Source organism: Pseudorhodoplanes sp., assembly GCF_059499825.1.
This window is the reverse complement of record NZ_JCABZI010000009.1, coordinates 191,950-208,717: the sequence shown is the minus strand read 5'-3', so window position 1 is coordinate 208,717 and position 16,768 is coordinate 191,950. Positions and strand designations below refer to the sequence as shown.

Below are 16,768 nucleotides of genomic sequence, written 5' to 3'. Positions count from 1 at the left end.
GATCACTCAACTCGAAAGGCAATTTGCCCACATGTGCTCCCTCGCTTCCTTCCCCATCACCAAGAAGTGGCCCGCCAAAAATCCGGATATCCTGCAGCTCTATTCGTTCCCGACGCCGAACGGGGTGAAGGTCTCGATCGCGCTGGAGGAGATGGGGCTGCCGTATGAAGCGCATGCAGTGAACATCACAAAGAACGAGAGCTGGACGCCGGAATTTCTCTCGCTCAATCCGAATGGAAAAATTCCCGCGATTCTCGATCCGGACGGGCCGGGCGGACAGCCGCTGGGCTTGTGGGAATCCGGCGCGATACTGCAATATCTCGCCGAGAAGACCGGCAAGCTGATCCCGGCCGATCCGGTGGCGCGCTGGCACACCATCCAGTGGGTGCATTTCCAGATGGGCGGGCTCGGTCCGATCTTCGGGCAGCTCGGTTTCTTCCATAAATTCGCGGGCAAGGATTACGAGGACAAGCGTCCGCGCGACCGCTACGTCAACGAGTCGAAGCGGCTGCTGGGCGTGGTCGAGACTCGCCTGAAGGATCGCGCCTGGATCATGGGCGATGACTTCACCATCGCCGATGTCGCGATGATCGGCTGGGTGCGCAACCTGATCGGCTTTTACGGCGCGCGCGAGATCGTGGAATTCGACACGCTGACGCAAGTGCCGCGCTGGCTCGAGACGGCGCTGGCGCGTCCAGCGGTGCAGCGCGGGCTTGAGATTCCGAAGCGGCCGGTGTGAGTGTGTTTTCTTACTTCACCTCTCCCCGTAAGAACGGGGAGAGGGAGCGCACCGTGCTCGCGGCTAGTGACTCACCTCACATCCACACGCATACCTCATCCAGCGGCTTCTTTTCGATCGCGGGCACCCTGCAATCCTCCGCGGGATAGCCGGCCACCAGCAGGATATAGGCTTTCTCGTTGTCGGGCCGGCCGCAGATCTCGTTGAGAAAGCCCATCGGCGATGGCGTATGCGTCAGGGTTGCGAGCCCGGCATTGTGGAGCGCGGCGATCAGGAAACCCGCGGCGATGCCGACCGATTCCGGCACGTAATAATGCTTCACCCTGCCACCGTCCGGCGCAGTGCCATAGCGCTGGCCAAAGATCGCGATCAGCCACGGCGCGTCTCAAGGAACGGCTTCTCCCAGTCGGTGCCGAGATGGCTGAGCGCCTTAAGCCATTCCTCGCCGGCGCGACCCTCATAGAACGACTTCTCCTCCTCCTCCGCCGCCACGCGGATACGCGACTTGATCGCCGCATCGGAGATGCAGACAAAGGTCCAAGGCTGCTGGTTGGCCCCGGACGGCGCGAGGGATGCGGTTCGCACCGCATTGGCGATGATCTGGCGTGGCACCGGCCGGTCGGAATAGTCGCGCACGGTCCGGCGCCTCGCCATCAGCGCCAGGAAATCCTGCGATCGCTGCAGCATCTCGTCCGGCGCCAGTTCCTCGAAGTGCAGCTTTTGATAGACAGGGTTGAGCATGGTCGATGGTCCCGATCGCGGCTGAATTCGATCAAGATCATTGGGGAAAATGCGCCGCGCGGCCAGCGTCAAATGGCAGGACCTGCGTGTTGATGCTAGGGAGGCATCCATGACACAGACAGCCGCACCATCGAGCCGACCGCTTGCCGAGACGCGGGCACGCCTGCGCGACATCATCCGCAAGCGCTCGTTCGGCTTCGGCGAGATCACGCTCGCCTCCGGTCGCAAGAGCAATTTCTATTTCAACCTGAAGCCGACCATGCTCGACGCCGAAGGCGCGGCGCTGCTCGCCGAACTGACGCTCGATGCGCTGTCGGGTGAGAACATCGATTATGTCGGCGGGCTGGAGATGGGTGCGGTGCCGCTCGCCGGCGCCATCGCGCAACTCTCCTACATGCGCGGCAAACCGATCCAGGCGTTTTTCGTGCGCAAGAAGCCGAAGGAGCATGGCGCACGGCTAGCGGTCGAGGGGCTCGCGCCCGGCGAGTCGCTGGCCGGCAAGCGGGTGGTGATCGTCGAGGACGTGACCACCACCGGCGGTTCGGCGGTGAAGGCGGTGGACGCGGTCCGCGAGTCCGGCGCACAGATCGTGATGGTCTTCACCATGGTCGACCGCGAGGAGGGCGCCACGGATACCTTCCGCGAGGCCGGACTGGAATTCCGGTCGCTGTACAAGGCCGCGGAATTCCTCAACGGCTGACGCCAAAAATTTGCGGCCGTGGTTAGCGGATCGTTTACCGGCGATCCCTATACTCATCCGCCTACCCGTGGCGTAGGGCGCCCGGGCCAGCATATTCGGCGCAACCAAATCGTCTCTGGTGCGTTGGCTGGGCTTCGGCGCTCGCGGATGAAAGGAGCCCGTCGTGATTCGGGCTGGATCGTTGCGTTACCGGAAACTGCTCGCGATTGCGGCATTGGCCGCGTTGTTCGTGACCGAACTTCCGTCCCCCACTCCCGCATCGGCGCAGAATCTGCTGGAAGCCCTGTTCGGCGGCTTCCGCCGCGCGATGACGCCGCAGCGTCCATCTTACGTCGATCCGAACCGCACCGCCGATGGTGCCATATCCTCCGGCTATTGCGTCCGGACCTGCGATGGCCGCTATTTCCCGGTCAGCGGCCGCGGCAAGATGAACGCCGCCGAGATGTGCCGCGCATTCTGTCCGTCGGCGCCGACCCAGATTTTCTCCGGCGGCGGTATCGATCGCGCCACCGCTCCCAACGGCCAGCGCTATACCGACCTGCCGAATGCCTTCGTCTATCGCGAGAAGATGGTGGCGGATTGCAGTTGCGACGGAAAAAGTCCGTTCGGCCTGGTGCGTTTCGATGACGTCGACGATCCGACCCTTCGTACCGGCGATATCGTGGCCACCGCGAACGGCCTGATGACCTATCGCAACGATGGCCGTAGCGGCGAGTTTTCCCCCGCCAACGCCGCCCCCGGTCTGTCGCCAGCGCTGCGCCAGCAACTGACCGCGACACGGGTGACGCCGGGTCGCAGCGCACCGGCCGCGGAGTAAGCGGCCGGCGGCTCGAGCGCTTGGAGGACACGAGCCGCAATCTACCGATTGAGCGGTGTGACGATTGTGCGCGCAACGTCACCGGCTCCCATGCGTTGGACAGAGGTCATCCTGTCCCCGTTATGGAAAATCGTGTCGTGTCAGCCGCACATCGATCCCAGTTCCGTCGCCGCGGGAGTTTCGTGCTCGTCGCCATCGCGCTGATCATATCCGGCGGTCCCGCGCAGGCCTTCTTCGACATGTTCTTTCGTGGCCAACCGCGCACCGCACCGCCGTCGCTGCGGTCCTACGCCGATCCAAATTTCGATGCCCGTTCGGCTGTCCCGCGTCGTGAACGGCATGACCGCATCCGTGCCACCGGAGCCGGCGGTGTTGTCTATTGTGTCAGGCTGTGTGACGGGCGCCACTTCCCGATAAACTTCCGAGGCGGTGGCCCCGAATTATGCAAGGCATTCTGTCCGGCGTCGCCTACCAAAACATTCAGCGGCAGCTCGATTGCGGAAGCGCGTTCAACCGACGGCAAACGTTACACCGACATCCCGAACGCTTTCCTGTATCGAGAGAGACTTGTCAGCGACTGCACCTGTAACGGCAAGAGCCCGCTTGGGCTTGCGCGCCAGGACATCGCGGAAGACGAGAGCTTACGCCGCGGCGACATCCTGGCAACGCAGCAGGGCTTCATGTCGTATCGCGGTAATACGCGGCGCCATGCGGATTTCGTGCCGCTGGACTTGAAAAAAGCGCCGAAGGACGTGCGAAGACTGGCGGATACGGGAATCCAGCGGGAACCGGTAGTCAGCTCGCCGGTCGAGACCACCGGCACGGCCGGCCGCTATGTCGAGCGAGGTGATCAGGCCTCAAGATAAGACACCACCTCGTCCGCCAGCGGCAGCGACGATGTCAGTCCCGGCGATTCGATTCCGAACAGGTTGACCAGTCCCGCCATGCCATGATCGGCCGGTCCCGCGATCATGAAATCCGCCGCGGGCTCGCCTGGGCCCGTCAGCTTCGGGCGGATACCTGAATAGTCCGGCACCAGCGATCCCTCCGGCAGGCCCGGCCAGTAGGTCCGGATCCGTGCATAGAACGATGCGGCACGCGCCGGATCGACCTCGTAGGTCTCGTGCTCGATCCACTCCACATCCGGCCCGAACCGCATGCGCCCGGCCAGATCGAGCGTGACATGCACGCCGAGGCCGCCGTCCACCGGTGTCGGATAGATGAGCCGCGTGAAAGCCGGCCGGCCCGCATATGCGAAGTAATTGCCCTTCGCCAGAACCTGCTTTGGAATCCGCGGCGCCGGATAGCCCTCGATCGAACGGGCCACTGTTTGCGCCGACAGCCCCGCGCAATTCACGACGGCGTCCACGTCGAGTTGTCCCGGCTCGCGTCCGCCGAACATGACGCGCCAGCCATGCAGGGTGGGAGTGAGCCGCTCGACCGGTGTCTCAAAAGCAATGGCGCCGCCATGCGCTTCGATATCGCCCTGAAGCGCGAGCATGTAGCCATGCCCGTCGATGATTCCGGTGGCGGGAGAGACGAGCGCGGCGATGCAGGACAGGTCCGGTTCGAGATCGCGGGCCGCATTGCCGCCGATCAGTTCGAGTCCCTCGACGCCGTTGACTTGACCCTGCGCATGGATCGCTTCGATCCGCGTGCGCTCGGCCTCGTTGGTTGCCACAATCAACTTGCCGCAGCGGCGATGAGGCACGCCGTGGCTTTCGCAGAAATCGTACAGCATGCGGTTGCCTTGCGCGCACAGCTTCGCCCGCAGCGATCCGGTCGGGTAATACATCCCGGCATGAATGACCTCGCTGTTGCGCGAGGAGATACCGGTGCCGATTGCGTCGGCCTGTTCGGCGACGATCACGTCATGGCCCGCAAGGGCTGCCGCGCGCCCGACGGCAAGACCGATCACACCTGCGCCGATGACCAGAATCTGCATGAGCCGAACCCATAAAAAAGCGGCCCGGTGGGCCGCTTTTGTCGTCGCCGTCGATGCGCCTGCGGCGCCTATTCCGCCGCCAGCCGCACTTCCGGAGCGGCGGCCAGCACTTCGGCGTCCACCTTGCTCTCGAATTTGGTGAAGTTGTCCTGGAACATCTTCACCAGCGAACGGGCGGTTTCGTCGAAGTCCTTTTTGTTCTGCCAGGTCTTCATCGGATACAGCAGGTGCGGCTCGATCCCCGGCACCGAGGTCGGCACCGCAAAACCGAAATACGGATCGGTGCGATACGACGCGCTCTTCAGCGAGCCGTCGAGCGCTGCGGTCACCAGCGCGCGCGTCGCCTTGATCGGCATGCGGCGGCCTTCGCCGTATTTGCCGCCGGTCCAGCCTGAATTGACCAGCCAGCAATCGACATTGTGCTTGGCGATATAGTCGCGCAGCAGGTTGCCGTATTCCGCTGGCGGACGCGGCAGGAACGGCGCGCCGAAGCAGGTGGAAAATTCCGGCTGCACGCCGACGAGGCCCTTCTCGGTGCCGGCGACTTTCGCAGTGTAACCCGACAGGAAGTGATACATCGCCTGCGCCGGCGTCAGCTTGGCGATTGGCGGCATCACGCCATAGGCGTCGGCGGTGAGGAAGATGATGTTCTTCGGATGCCCGGCGCAGCCGGTGCGCGAGGCGTTCGGGATGAAGTCGAGCGGATAGGCCGAGCGGGTATTCTCGGTCTTCGAGATATCGGTGTAGTCCGGGACGCGCGTGTTCGGATCGAACACCACGTTTTCCAGCACCGCGCCGAAACGGTTGGTGGCGTCCCAGATCAGCGGCTCTTTCTCGTGGGTGAGATCGACGCATTTGGCGTAGCAGCCACCTTCGAAATTGAAGATACCGTCCGGGCTCCAGCCGGTCTCGTCGTCGCCGATCAGGGTGCGGCTCGGATCGGCCGACAGCGTGGTCTTGCCGGTGCCGGAGAGGCCGAAGAACAGGGCGGAGTCGCCGTTGGGGCCGACATTGGCGGAGCAATGCATCGGCATCACGCCCTGTGCCGGCAGATAGAAATTCAGCGTGGTGAAGACCGACTTCTTCATCTCGCCCGCATAGGACGAGCCGCAGATCAGCACGATCTTGCGGGTGAAATCGATCGCGACCATCGTGTCGGAGCCTTCGCGGCCGCCGTGGCGCGCCGCATCCGGCCGGAACGACGGCAGGTCGATGATCGTCATGTCCGGAGCGAAGGAGGCGAGTTCGGCGCGCTCGGGACGGATCAGCAGGGTGCGGATGAACAGGGAGTGCCAGGCCAGTTCGGTATAGACGCGCACCTTGATGCGGTAGGTCTTGTCGGCGCCGCCATAGAGGTCCTGCGCGAACAGCGACTTGCCTTTGCAATGGGCGAGGAAGTCCGCATAGAGATTGTCGAAATGCTCTTTCGAGAGCTTGCGATTGCCGTCCCACCACACGCTGTCGCGGGTGAGGTCGTCGACCACGGTATGCTTGTCCTTCGGCGAGCGGCCGGTGTGATGGCCGGTCTCGGCGCAGAGCGCGCCGCCCGCGACGATGTTGCCCTCGCCATTCTCGATCGCGCGCTCATAGAGCGGCGCTTCCGTCAGGTTCCAGTGGACGGCCTTTAGATCCTTCAGGCCGAATTTGTCTGCCCCGTAAGCCTGGTTTCTGACGCCTGTTTCCTGCACGAAATGCCCTCCGCAACGCACCGGCTGCCTAGCGCCGCCAGCTTTCAGTCACACGTCAATGTCGGTGTGGCCCTTGAGATAACTCAATCACGGCCCGGCGGCCGCGCGATTTCTTAGAGCCGCGCTTGCGTCATGCCAAGTCCTTTGAGGCTGGACGGTTGCAGGCAAAGCTCCGCTGCAATGCAACAAGTGTTGATCTGCCGCACGGTAACGCCGTTAAGAATACTTTGAGCTTCCGGTGATGCGCGCGGCTTGTGCAGTTTTTGCAGTGCACCGCGGGCGCTCCAGTCAGCGTCCATGCAAATGAAAAGGGGCGGCCATGCAAGGCCGCCCCTGAAAAACGGTCGTCGGCAGTCGCGCGCGACGTCAGTTCGAGGTGTTCACCACCTCGACCCGGCGGTTCTCGCCCGAGAGCGGCTGGTCCGGAAGCTTCAGCCGTTCGAAGCCGAAGCCGGCGACCAGCAAGCGGTCTTCCGGAATCTTGAAGGTGTGGATGAGATATTTGCGCACCGATTGCGCGCGCCGGTGCGACAGCGCGAGATTGTAGTCGGGGCTGCCGGCGGCGTCGGTATGGCCGTTGAGCAGAATGGTCGAGCCTTTCAGCGCCGGCGACAGCAGCGCCACGCCCAGTTCGTTGACCGCGCCGACCGCCTTCGGGCCGATCACGTCGGAATTATAGTCGAAGAAGATCGCGATATCGATCTTCGGCTTGTCGACGATCACCTTGGCAATCTCTTCGCGCTCTTCCTTGCTCGCGGGCGCCACCGCCTCGATGGAGATCGCGCGGGTGCGCGCCTTCTGCAGCACTTGCTGGTCAGCCGCGGCGTTTGGATTGCCATTCAGCGAACGGGTCAGGCTGCGGGTCTTGCCCGGCGTGCTCTTAGGCGTCAGCGCCTCTTCGATCCGGCTCGATTGCGCATAGGACGGAACCGCGCCTGCAATCGCGAACGCGGCTGCGATGCCGGCGATGATGACTCTTGAAATCGGCGTCATGAGACTTCCCCTCGGTCGGACGGCAAATGCGGACACATTTATACCACAGCACGTCAGTGACGTGCAGACCGCCCGCCGGTGCAGACGGTCACAGCTTGGTCGCGCCGGCGTGATCGCAGGTTCAACCGCCGAGACCGTATCGTCAGCGGTTTCGCGCTTCTTCCGCCATCTTCACCAGCACCGCCCGCAGCGGACCGGCACCGTTCACGCGTTGCGGGAAGGGGACCCGCACCGCGACGCGGCCGTGCTGCAATTCCAGGCCCTCGGGATCGAAACCGGCACAGCGCCACTCGCCGTCGGCCGCGCCGGACAGCTTCGTCGCGTAGAGCCGCAATGCATCCGCATGATCCTCGTTCATATGCGCCGACGCGCGTTCTTCCGCTTCCAGCAGTTCGTCCGCGCCCGCGATATCGACAAGGACATCCTGCGGCTTCAGGTCGACGATACGGCCGAAGCCGGCCACCAGATGCGCCGCCGAAATCTCGATCCGGTAGAACGCGAAATCCGCAAAGCCCGCGAACATTTCGGCTTCCGGCTGGCGCGCGAGGTAGCGGCGCCGGTCATGCTCGTCGGTGGTCACGACCGCGCGGCCCATCAGCATGACGCGAGCGCCTTCCAGCGGATCGCCTTCCTTGCGCTCGTCGAGCATCAGGGACACCCGGGCGTCGGCGGTCAGGTTCTTGGTATGGATCGCCAGCGTCGAGATCAGCAGCAGCGGCGCGCCGTTGAAGGCGGTGGCCACATTGACCAGCGAACAATAGGGGTCGCCCGAGCCCGGCATCAGCGTCGCGAGGGCGCCGGAACGGGCTTCGCGCATGAGTTTCCTGGCGGCGACTTTCGGGTCGAAATCGGCTTGGGGCTTCATCGGACTCTCATTCTGGCATCGCCAGGCGCACATCGACTGAAAGCATTCGTGTGCTGGCCGGGGGAACAAAAGAGGGATATGGTCGTCATTCAAGCAGAATCATGGAGTTGTTGCCGAATAGTCACATTTCGGCCCAGCTTTACGGGCTTCAAGCCACTCGGGGATTCCACCGAGCCGAAGAAAAGAGGCGTCATGCCGACCATTGCTCTCGTCGACGACGACCGCAACATTCTCACGTCTGTGTCCATCGCGCTGGAAGCGGAGGGGTACCGCATCATGACTTACACCGACGGCGCTTCGGCGCTCGACGGGTTTAAGTCGTCGCCACCGGACCTCGCGATTCTCGATATCAAGATGCCGCGGATGGACGGCATGGAGTTGCTGCGCCGGGTCCGCCAGAAGACCGATATGCCGGTGATCTTCCTGACCTCCAAGGACGAAGAGATCGACGAATTGTTCGGCCTGAAAATGGGAGCGGACGACTTCATCCGCAAACCGTTCTCGCAGCGGCTGTTGGTCGAGCGCGTCAAGGCGGTGCTCCGCCGCGGTGCGCCGAAGGACGGCACGGCGCCGAAGGAGGTCGACACCGCCAAGGTTCTGGAACGCGGCCTGCTGCGCATGGATCCGGAGCGTCACACCTGCACCTGGAAGAACGAGCCGGTCACGCTGACCGTCACCGAATTCCTCATCCTGCAGGCGCTTGCGAGCCGCCCCGGCGTGGTGAAGAGCCGCAACGCGCTGATGGATGCGGCCTATGACGATCAGGTCTATGTCGACGACCGCACCATCGACAGCCACATCAAGCGGTTGCGCAAGAAGTTCAAGGTGGTCGACGACGACTTCGACATGATCGAGACCCTGTACGGGGTTGGCTACCGCTTCAAGGAGGCCTGAGGCCGTAGCGGCCGTGCCGCAGAAGCAGCCTGCATCGGCCGTCCGATAGCGGACGATCCAGTCTGACATTCCGGCCGCCTTGCACTAGATTGGGAGAGGCCAGAGGCCGCTCCCAATGCGGCCGGGCCGATAAACCCAAGGCTCAGCAAGCGTGCTCGATCGGACCAAGCAGCTGACATCGGAAAGCCCGGCCGCCGAGCGGCCGGCCGAGGATGCCGTGGCTGTCCCGGCCGGACGCGGCGTGCTCCGGCGGGCCGCCGATTTCTGGCACTATTTCGTTGGCCAGGGCTCATCGAGCCTCACCCGCCGGATCGTCTTCCTCAACGTCGCCAGCCTTTTCGCGCTGTTCATCGGCATTCTCTACCTGTCGCAGTCGCGTCAGTTTTTCATCGAGGCGCGCATCCGCAGCCTTCAGGTGCAGGCGGAAATCATCGCCGGCGCGATCGCGGCATCGGCGACCGTCGAGACCGACTCGATCACCATCGATCCGGACCGTCTGCTGGAATTGCAACTCGGCGAAACCTACGGCGCGGATGAGGCGACGCTGGAATTCCCGATCAGTCCGGAGCGGGTGGCCCCGGTGCTGCGGCGTCTGATTTCGCCGACCAATACGCGTGCGCGGATTTACGATCGCGAAGGCGTTCTGCTGCTCGACAGCCAGAGCCTTTATGGCCGCGGTGACATTCTGCGCTTCGATCTGCCGACATCCAATTCCGAACAGCTCGGTTTTTTCGAGCGGCAATGGCAGTCGATCCGCAAGCGGATCACGCGCGGCGATCTGCCGCTCTACGAGGAGCGCGGATCGCTGAACGGCAAGGGCTATCCCGAGGTTGTTGCCGCGCTGACGGGAAGCACGAGTTCGATCGTTCGCATGAATGCGCGCGGCGAAGTGATCGTGTCGGTGGCGACACCGGTGCAGCGCTTCCGCGCCATCCGCGGTGTGCTCCTGTTGTCGACGCAAGGCGCCGATATCGAAGACAGTGTCGCCGCCGAACGGCTGGCGATCCTGAAGGTGTTCCTGATCGCGGCGCTGATCATGACAGTGCTGTCGATGTTCCTCGCCCGCACCATCGCCGGTCCGGTGCGGCGTCTTGCCGATGCGGCCGAACGCGTTCGGCGGCGGGTGCGCTCGCGTGTCGAGATCCCCGATTTCACGCACCGGCGCGACGAGATCGGCGATTTGTCCGGCGCGCTGCGCGAAATGACCAACGTGCTCTACAGCCGCATTGAGGCGATCGAAAGCTTCGCCGCCGATGTTGCGCATGAACTGAAAAATCCGCTGACGTCGCTGCGCTCCGCGGTGGAGACCATTCCGCTTGCCAGGACACAGGAAAGCAAGGAGCGCCTGTTCGCGGTGATCCAGCATGACGTCAGCCGGCTGGATCGTTTGATTTCCGATATTTCCGACGCCAGCCGGCTCGATGCCGAACTGCAGCGTCAGGAATCAGCGCCGGTCGATCTGCATACGCTGTTGACCACGGTGGTTACGGTTGCGAACGAAGTCCGTCAGGATGACGGCGTAAAGGTCTCGCTGTCGTTCGAAGGCGGCGGGCCGCAGGCCTTTGTCGTGCCGGGCCACGATTCGCGCATCGGGCAGGTGATCGACAACCTGATCGCCAATGCACGCTCGTTCTCTGCGCCCGGCGGCACGGTGCGTGTCACCGCGCGGCGCATCCGCGACAAGGTCGAGATCATTGTCGATGACGACGGGCCCGGCATTCGGCCCGACGCGATGCAGAAGATCTTCGACCGCTTCTATACCGACCGGCCGCACCAGGGCTTCGGCAACAATTCCGGCCTCGGTCTGTCGATTTCCAGACAGATCATCGAAGCGCATGGCGGACAGATCTGGGCCGAGAACCGGCGCGGTGTTCCGACCCATGACGGCGCCGAGCCGCTGGTGCTTGGTGCGCGCTTTGTCGTGCAGCTTCCGGCGGCGTGATCGGGGTTCATGACCCCGTGACGCAATCGCCGTCCACCGTCCATGCGACCGCGCTGATCGTCGGCCATCGCGGCATCCTGATCCGCGGGCCCTCCGGATCGGGCAAATCGCGACTGGCGCTGTCGCTTCTGCAGTCGGCCGGCTCCGGCTTTGTCCGGCTGGTCGGCGACGACCGCATCCATCTCGCGGCGGTCAATCGCCGGCTGCTGATGCGGCCCGCGACGGCGCTTGCCGGATTGATCGAACTTCGCGGCCTCGGCATCGTCCGCCTGCCGTTCGAGCCGGTGGCGGTGGCGCATCTCGTGGTCGATCTGGCGGCACCCGATGCGGCCCGGATCCCCGATCCTGCGGCGCGTTCGGTCGAGATCGCCGAGGTCCGGCTTGCGCGGCTTCCGGTCGCACCGGGGGGCGACGCTTTCTCGCAACTTCTGGGGTTTTTGCAGTTTAGCGAGGCATTGTGAGGCCCTCTGCCGGGGCGAAGCGCTGCAAGCGGCGGCCCCCCTCGCAAAATGCCTGTGGCTTTCCTAGCTAGTGCGATGCAACATGACGCCGAAAACGCCCGGGCGGGCCTTGCAATGGGTTTTCGGATGGTCAAGATGAGCGCCCTTTCGTGCGGCGCCCGCATGCAGAAAAGTGCCCGCCGGAGTCCTTGATGATCGGCCTTGTTCTCGTCACCCACGGCCGCCTTGCCGTGGAATTCCGCTCGGCGCTTGAGCACGTGGTCGGTCCGCAGAAGCAGATCGAAGCCATTACAATTGGGCCCGACGATGACGTCGAGCAGCGCCGCAAGGATATCATCGAAGCGGTGAAGCGCGTCGACACCGGCGATGGCGTGGCGATCCTGACCGACATGTTCGGCGGTACGCCGTCCAACCTCGCGATTTCCTGCATGAGCCGGCCGAAGGTCGAGGTGGTGGCGGGCATCAACCTGCCGATGCTGGTCAAGCTCGCCAAGGTGCGCGGCGACCAGCCCTTGCCCGAAGCGGTCGCTGCGGCGCAGGATGCCGGCCGCAAATATGTGACCATTGCCAGCCGGGTGCTTGCCGGAAAATGACCGTCGACGGCGCGATCGTCCGCGTGCTTGAGATCTGCAACAAAAAGGGTCTGCACGCGCGCGCGTCGGCGAAGTTCGTGCAGACGGTCGAACGGTTCGATGCGGACGTGAAGGTCACCCGCGGCGGCGAAACGGTCGGCGGGACATCGATCATGGGATTGATGATGCTGGGGGCCGGTCCCGGTTCGACCGTCACGGTCGAGGCGAGCGGCAAGGACGCGGCTGCGGTCATGGATGCGATCGAAAGCCTGATCGGCGGGCGCTTCGACGAAGACGACTGAACTGCCCGATGCGCGCAGAGTTTGTCACAAAAGCCGGCTAAAGCATCGCCGGCCTGCGGCGTCTTCGCAGATGCCTCGACGCCAGTGCAGGACAAGAGCACGAATCGAGTTGCTGAACCCCGGCACCAGTTAAGCCACCGCCTGAAGGACGACATCATGGACAATCCCGGAAATCAGAATACCGGCAAGCCGCAGGCCGCCACCATCCGCTATGTCGATCAGCCGGAATGCCGGGAGACCTTTGCGGATTCCATCAACAGCGTGTTCTTCGACGGGCAGACCATGCGGGTCGAATTCGGCATCACGCGCATGGACGAGATGAAACAGGGTCAGCAACTGTCGGGTCGTCGCTATCCGGCCTGCCGGCTGGTTCTGCCGGTCAGCGCTGCGATCGAACTGATCAACAAGATGCAGCAGACCGCAAATGCCCTGCAGCAGGCCGGGCTGGTGAAGCCGGCGCAGCCGAAGCCGGCGGCGTGATCGCCTGACCGGCCCGTCTCCCCGGAGCTGCAATCAGGGGTAGCAACTCCCGCATGTTCCCGCCATAATCACATGGGGATTGGGGCCGCCGCAGCGCTGTTGCGGCGGGACAGGGTCGTGTCCGTATCGGTCGAGGATATTGCGAAGCAGATGCTGGTGCTGCTGCCGGAGGATGGCACACCGGTCCTGAACCGCGTCATGCGGGTGATGCTGGCGCGCGCATTGTCGACAGCGATCGCCGAGGACCGCTACGTCGCCGCTCGCCAGAAGCTCGTCGATCGCGGCCAGGCCGGCGTGAAGGGCGGGCAGGGGGGCCGCATCTTTCTCAAGACCCGCAGTCCGGCCGAGCAGGCCAAGCGTCAGCAAGCCTCGGACGGCTGGACCGAAGCCCGGCTGATGCCATGTCTCGGAAGATATCTCGACGGCCCGATCCAGGCCGAACTCGATATCCTGCGTGGCGCGAGATGTTTCGCCTGCGACACCTCGAGCGTCGGCAGGACCGGTGTACAATGGGCCCGTCCGGACTTTACGCTGATCAGCGTGAAGCAGTTCAAGCTCCTGCCGGGAGTCGAATTCGACGTGCACAGCTTCGAACTGAAGACCGAAAGCGGCGGCGCCACCGATCTCGCCGTGTTCGAGGCGCTGGCGCAAACCCGATTCACCAATTTCGGCTATCTCGTCTGGCATCTTCCGCGCGGCTCGAAATTCGAGCGGAAGCTGCCCCTCATCGAGAAGCAATGCAGCCAGTATGGCATCGGCTTCATCCGTGCGCACGAGCCGCGACAATGCGAAGGCTGGGAGATCCTCGTCGAGCCTGAGCGCAAATCCACGCCGCCGGCTGAAATCGATCTGTTCCTCGACGAGCGGCTGCAGGATGCGCAGCGCAGGCAGATCCGGTCGCTGCTCAACGGTGCGCCCGCATGAAGGGCAAGGTCATTGCCGTCGCCAACATGAAGGGCGGTGTCGGCAAGACCGCGACCGTCATCGGCCTGGCCGAGGCCCTGGCCGCGCGCGGCGCGGAGACGCTGGTGATCGATCTCGATCCGCAGGCCAACGCCTCGATCTGTCTCGCGGGCGACCAGTTTCTCAAGGACATCATCGAAGGTGGTCACACCATCGACGCCTTCGTCGAAGACCATTTCATCAAGGGCCAGAAGGACGCACCGCTCGAGCAGCGGATCAGGACGCATATCAGCAACGTCTCGCATCTCGGACGGCAATTGCCGCTGTCGCTCTTGGCGTCTAGCTCGGCATTGCGTCTGGTCGAACGCGACCTGATCTTCACCCTGACCAAGATGGGAATGTCGCTCGAACGCGTCGTCGAGGCGCTTCACACCATCATCAAGGAGCAGCTGAAGCGGACGCGGAAGTCCTACGACTACGTGCTCATCGATTGCGCGCCCGGAATTTCGGTGATGACCGAGGTGAGCATTCGCCTCGCCAATCTGGTGATCGTACCCACCATACCGGACTTTCTGTCGACCTACGGACTCAACTCATTCTGCAGCAATCTCTGGAGCGGCCCGATTGCCGACCAGAGCCAGCTGAAGAAACCCAAGCGGCCGCCGCATGTCCTGATCACGCGCCGCCGCCCGATCCGGGAGCACGAGAACACAGCGGAACGGCTGCGCGCGGAAGCCAAAAAGGAGAATGCGAAATTCTCCGTCTTCCGCACCGAGATCATGGAGCGCGCCGCGATTGCCGAAGCGCTCGGCAAGATCGACACCCATCCGACCTTTTCCCAGAAATGGAAGGACGGGACCGACATCATGCTCGCAGACCTCGTCAGAGAGGTGAAGGAGGCCTTGCATGGCTCTTGAGTTCGATGGCTTTGAGGCATGGCGCGCCGTCGCCGAAAGCCCCGACAGTTTTGCATCGCTGCGCGCGGAGGCAGCGAAGTCCGCGCGCGCCGCATTGGTCAAATATCTCAAGGCGAAGACGACGGGCCTTGTGGAGCTTCGCCGCGCCCGCAAGGCGCTCGGCAAGCAGACGTTCGGACTCCTGATCGATGGCATGAAGGATGCCGAGGTGAAGACGCTCGTGACCCGCCTCGACAAGCATCAGCCGCAATTGAAGGCGGCCGATGCGGCGTGGTGGCGGCAGCATATCCTGCAACTGGTCAAGGGTGACGCCGAGCCTGCGCCGAAACCCGACAAGCCTGTGAAGAAAGCCAGGGCGACGCCCAAGCCGAAGCAGGACAAGAAGGACGGCGAATGGTTCGCTTCCGCCGGTGCGGTGCGGAAGCGCTGACATCCGGGCCGCGCGCTTTCGATGCGCGCGGCGCAACGAATCAGGCGTAGGCCACCCAGCCGCGCCAAGTGAAGGCGGCATAAAACAGCGTGACATTGGAAAATCCGGCGTCACGCAGGATCGCTTGATCCTGGTCAGGATCGAAGAGGGGCAAATGTGTTCCGACCGCAGCGCGCATTTTCGCCATCTGCGAAGCATCAATGCCGGACGTGACGGCGTAAGCCGCATACCGCGATAGCCATTGCCCGCGTTCTTCGTCATCTTGCGGAAAGCTGAGATGAACGGCCACGAATGGCGCACCGGGTTTGAGGCGATGCCTGATCTCTCGCAAGGTGTGCAGACGTTCGTCGGCTTGCAAGAAATGCAAGGTCAGCAAACAGGTCGCGGCATCGAAAGGGCCGTCCGGCGCGATATCGATCAAGCCTTCATGCAGACGAACGCGCGGCGCATGCGCACCGACCGTCTGCTTGGCCAGTGACAGCATTTCCGGCGACGGATCGACGCCGTCGAAAGTCCACCCGTCATGCATGTCAGCCAGCGCCTTCAGTTCGAGGCCGCCGCCGGCCCCCAGCACCAGCACCCGTGCATCGGCCGGCGCGTTTTCGCCGAGCAGCAGTCCGGTCATCCTGTGCAGATCGGCAAAACCCGGCACGGTACGACGCGGTCCATCGGTATAACGCGCCACCGCCTGCGGATCGCGGAAGGGCGCGACAAAATCGGTCATGATGCATCCTTGTGGAAAAGCTGCGCGCTGCCGCGGGCGGTCATGCGGTCGTGAAAATCCTTGCTCAGCGCGGCCAGCGTGACGTCGCCGAGCCGCGCCAGCAGCAGCGCTTCGGCATCGCGGAAGGCTGGATCGAGCGCGGCATTCACCGCCTGCTCGACCAGGCATTGGGGCGATTGCGAGCGGTGGCCGATCGCCAGAAGCGAGGGGCAGCCGAGCGCGGTGTAAACGTCCCGCAACGTCAGCGCCGACAGATCGCAGGCGAGCGTCCAGCCGCCGCCATGCCCCTTGTCCGAGCGGACATAGCCTTGCTCGCGCAAGCCACCCATGATCCGGCGGATCACCACCGGGTTGGTGCTCATGGTCTTTGCCAGCGCTTCGGAGGTTACCGGGCGATCCAGTTCCGCCATGTGCAGCAGCACATGCAGCACGCCGGAGAGCCGACTGTCGTATCTCATGTAACTCTGTATGTTGCATGACTGTAGGGCAGGTCAAGCGATCCGCGCGGTCACGGTCGGTAAAGGACACATAAAGAAATCTTTATATCCGCATTGCGCTGGCGCGCCGGGCCTGCTATAGCCCCGCCCGAACGTCGGCTCGCGCGCGGGCCGCAACCGCCATTTCCGTCACATCCACAGCACGACACAGCGTCAAG

The 16,768-nt window shown here is 63.6% G+C and carries 21 protein-coding genes; 13 read left to right on the top strand and 8 right to left on the bottom strand.

The genetic code is table 11. From position 1 onward, the window contains the following. Positions 1–31 precede the first annotated feature (31 nt). Positions 32–739, top strand: a complete 708-nt coding sequence (locus tag AC5I5I_RS12470; RefSeq protein WP_495973414.1) for a glutathione S-transferase family protein — start codon at positions 32–34, stop codon at positions 737–739. Positions 740–815: 76 nt separating this feature from the next. On the opposite strand, the gene AC5I5I_RS12465 is transcribed toward AC5I5I_RS12470, so the two are convergent. Both AC5I5I_RS12465 and AC5I5I_RS12460 read right to left on the bottom strand, forming a co-directional pair. After that, on the bottom strand, positions 816–1,061 hold the full coding sequence (locus tag AC5I5I_RS12465) for a nitroreductase family protein (protein ID WP_495758298.1): 246 nt from the start codon (positions 1,059–1,061) through the stop codon (positions 816–818). Between the two features lie 47 nt (positions 1,062–1,108). Further along, the gene (locus AC5I5I_RS12460; protein ID WP_495758299.1) at positions 1,109–1,480 is read right to left on the bottom strand and encodes a nitroreductase family protein; all 372 of its coding nucleotides are present in this window, start codon (positions 1,478–1,480) and stop codon (positions 1,109–1,111) included. 109 nt (positions 1,481–1,589) lie between these two features. Here AC5I5I_RS12460 and pyrE point away from each other — a divergent pair, with 109 nt between their 5' ends. From pyrE to AC5I5I_RS12445, 3 genes are all read left to right on the top strand, one after another. After that, positions 1,590–2,180 carry an orotate phosphoribosyltransferase gene (pyrE, locus tag AC5I5I_RS12455; RefSeq protein WP_495758300.1) on the top strand — a complete coding sequence of 197 codons (591 nt, stop codon included), beginning with the start codon at positions 1,590–1,592 and terminating at the stop codon, positions 2,178–2,180. A gap of 163 nt (positions 2,181–2,343) precedes the next feature. After that, on the top strand, positions 2,344–2,997 hold the full coding sequence (locus AC5I5I_RS12450) for a DUF2865 domain-containing protein (RefSeq protein ID WP_495973411.1): 654 nt from the start codon (positions 2,344–2,346) through the stop codon (positions 2,995–2,997). A gap of 182 nt (positions 2,998–3,179) precedes the next feature. Then, positions 3,180–3,863: a DUF2865 domain-containing protein gene (locus tag AC5I5I_RS12445; RefSeq protein WP_495973409.1), complete on the top strand. Its 684-nt coding sequence runs from the start codon at positions 3,180–3,182 to the stop codon at positions 3,861–3,863. Here AC5I5I_RS12445 and AC5I5I_RS12440 read toward each other — a convergent pair. From AC5I5I_RS12440 to AC5I5I_RS12425, 4 genes are all read right to left on the bottom strand, one after another. Continuing rightward, complete coding sequence (locus AC5I5I_RS12440; RefSeq protein WP_495973407.1) at positions 3,848–4,942, bottom strand: NAD(P)/FAD-dependent oxidoreductase; 1,095 nt, start codon at positions 4,940–4,942, stop codon at positions 3,848–3,850. The genes AC5I5I_RS12445 and AC5I5I_RS12440 overlap by 16 nt on opposite strands. A 68-nt stretch (positions 4,943–5,010) precedes the next feature. Continuing rightward, the gene (locus AC5I5I_RS12435) at positions 5,011–6,630 is read right to left on the bottom strand and encodes a phosphoenolpyruvate carboxykinase (protein WP_495973405.1); all 1,620 of its coding nucleotides are present in this window, start codon (positions 6,628–6,630) and stop codon (positions 5,011–5,013) included. 366 nt (positions 6,631–6,996) lie between these two features. After that, positions 6,997–7,623, bottom strand: a complete 627-nt coding sequence (locus tag AC5I5I_RS12430; RefSeq protein ID WP_495973403.1) for an OmpA family protein — start codon at positions 7,621–7,623, stop codon at positions 6,997–6,999. Between the two features lie 142 nt (positions 7,624–7,765). Further along, positions 7,766–8,488, bottom strand: coding sequence for a HugZ family pyridoxamine 5'-phosphate oxidase (locus AC5I5I_RS12425; protein ID WP_495973401.1), 723 nt, complete (start codon positions 8,486–8,488; stop codon positions 7,766–7,768). Between the two features lie 192 nt (positions 8,489–8,680). Here AC5I5I_RS12425 and AC5I5I_RS12420 point away from each other — a divergent pair, with 192 nt between their 5' ends. The 9 genes from AC5I5I_RS12420 (at position 8,681) to AC5I5I_RS12380 (ending at position 15,389) form a co-directional block, all read left to right on the top strand. After that, positions 8,681–9,382: a response regulator transcription factor gene (locus AC5I5I_RS12420; RefSeq protein WP_495973399.1), complete on the top strand. Its 702-nt coding sequence runs from the start codon at positions 8,681–8,683 to the stop codon at positions 9,380–9,382. A 151-nt stretch (positions 9,383–9,533) separates the two neighbouring features. Beyond that, the gene (locus AC5I5I_RS12415) at positions 9,534–11,324 is read left to right on the top strand and encodes a stimulus-sensing domain-containing protein (RefSeq protein WP_495973397.1); all 1,791 of its coding nucleotides are present in this window, start codon (positions 9,534–9,536) and stop codon (positions 11,322–11,324) included. Between the two features lie 17 nt (positions 11,325–11,341). Beyond that, complete coding sequence (locus tag AC5I5I_RS12410; protein WP_495973395.1) at positions 11,342–11,785, top strand: HPr kinase/phosphorylase; 444 nt, start codon at positions 11,342–11,344, stop codon at positions 11,783–11,785. Positions 11,786–11,976: 191 nt separating this feature from the next. After that, positions 11,977–12,378: a PTS sugar transporter subunit IIA gene (locus AC5I5I_RS12405; protein WP_495973393.1), complete on the top strand. Its 402-nt coding sequence runs from the start codon at positions 11,977–11,979 to the stop codon at positions 12,376–12,378. Continuing rightward, positions 12,375–12,659, top strand: a complete 285-nt coding sequence (locus AC5I5I_RS12400; protein WP_495973391.1) for an HPr family phosphocarrier protein — start codon at positions 12,375–12,377, stop codon at positions 12,657–12,659. The genes AC5I5I_RS12405 and AC5I5I_RS12400 overlap by 4 nt, the downstream gene beginning before the upstream one ends. A gap of 156 nt (positions 12,660–12,815) precedes the next feature. After that, the gene (locus AC5I5I_RS12395; protein ID WP_495973389.1) at positions 12,816–13,139 is read left to right on the top strand and encodes a hypothetical protein; all 324 of its coding nucleotides are present in this window, start codon (positions 12,816–12,818) and stop codon (positions 13,137–13,139) included. 117 nt (positions 13,140–13,256) lie between these two features. Further along, positions 13,257–14,063, top strand: a complete 807-nt coding sequence (locus tag AC5I5I_RS12390) for a hypothetical protein (protein ID WP_495973387.1) — start codon at positions 13,257–13,259, stop codon at positions 14,061–14,063. Beyond that, on the top strand, positions 14,060–14,959 hold the full coding sequence (locus tag AC5I5I_RS12385; RefSeq protein ID WP_495973385.1) for a ParA family protein: 900 nt from the start codon (positions 14,060–14,062) through the stop codon (positions 14,957–14,959). Before AC5I5I_RS12390 ends, AC5I5I_RS12385 begins: the two co-directional genes overlap by 4 nt. Then, the gene (locus AC5I5I_RS12380) at positions 14,949–15,389 is read left to right on the top strand and encodes a hypothetical protein (protein ID WP_495973383.1); all 441 of its coding nucleotides are present in this window, start codon (positions 14,949–14,951) and stop codon (positions 15,387–15,389) included. The genes AC5I5I_RS12385 and AC5I5I_RS12380 overlap by 11 nt, the downstream gene beginning before the upstream one ends. 40 nt (positions 15,390–15,429) lie before the next feature. On the opposite strand, the gene AC5I5I_RS12375 is transcribed toward AC5I5I_RS12380, so the two are convergent. Beyond that, positions 15,430–16,113 (bottom strand): class I SAM-dependent methyltransferase, encoded by a 684-nt coding sequence (locus AC5I5I_RS12375; protein ID WP_495973381.1) that lies wholly within the window; start codon positions 16,111–16,113, stop codon positions 15,430–15,432. After that, entirely contained in the window at positions 16,110–16,571 is a 462-nt protein-coding gene (locus AC5I5I_RS12370; protein WP_495973379.1) for an Rrf2 family transcriptional regulator, read from the bottom strand. The genes AC5I5I_RS12375 and AC5I5I_RS12370 overlap by 4 nt, the downstream gene beginning before the upstream one ends. Between the last annotated feature and the right edge of the window lie 197 nt (positions 16,572–16,768).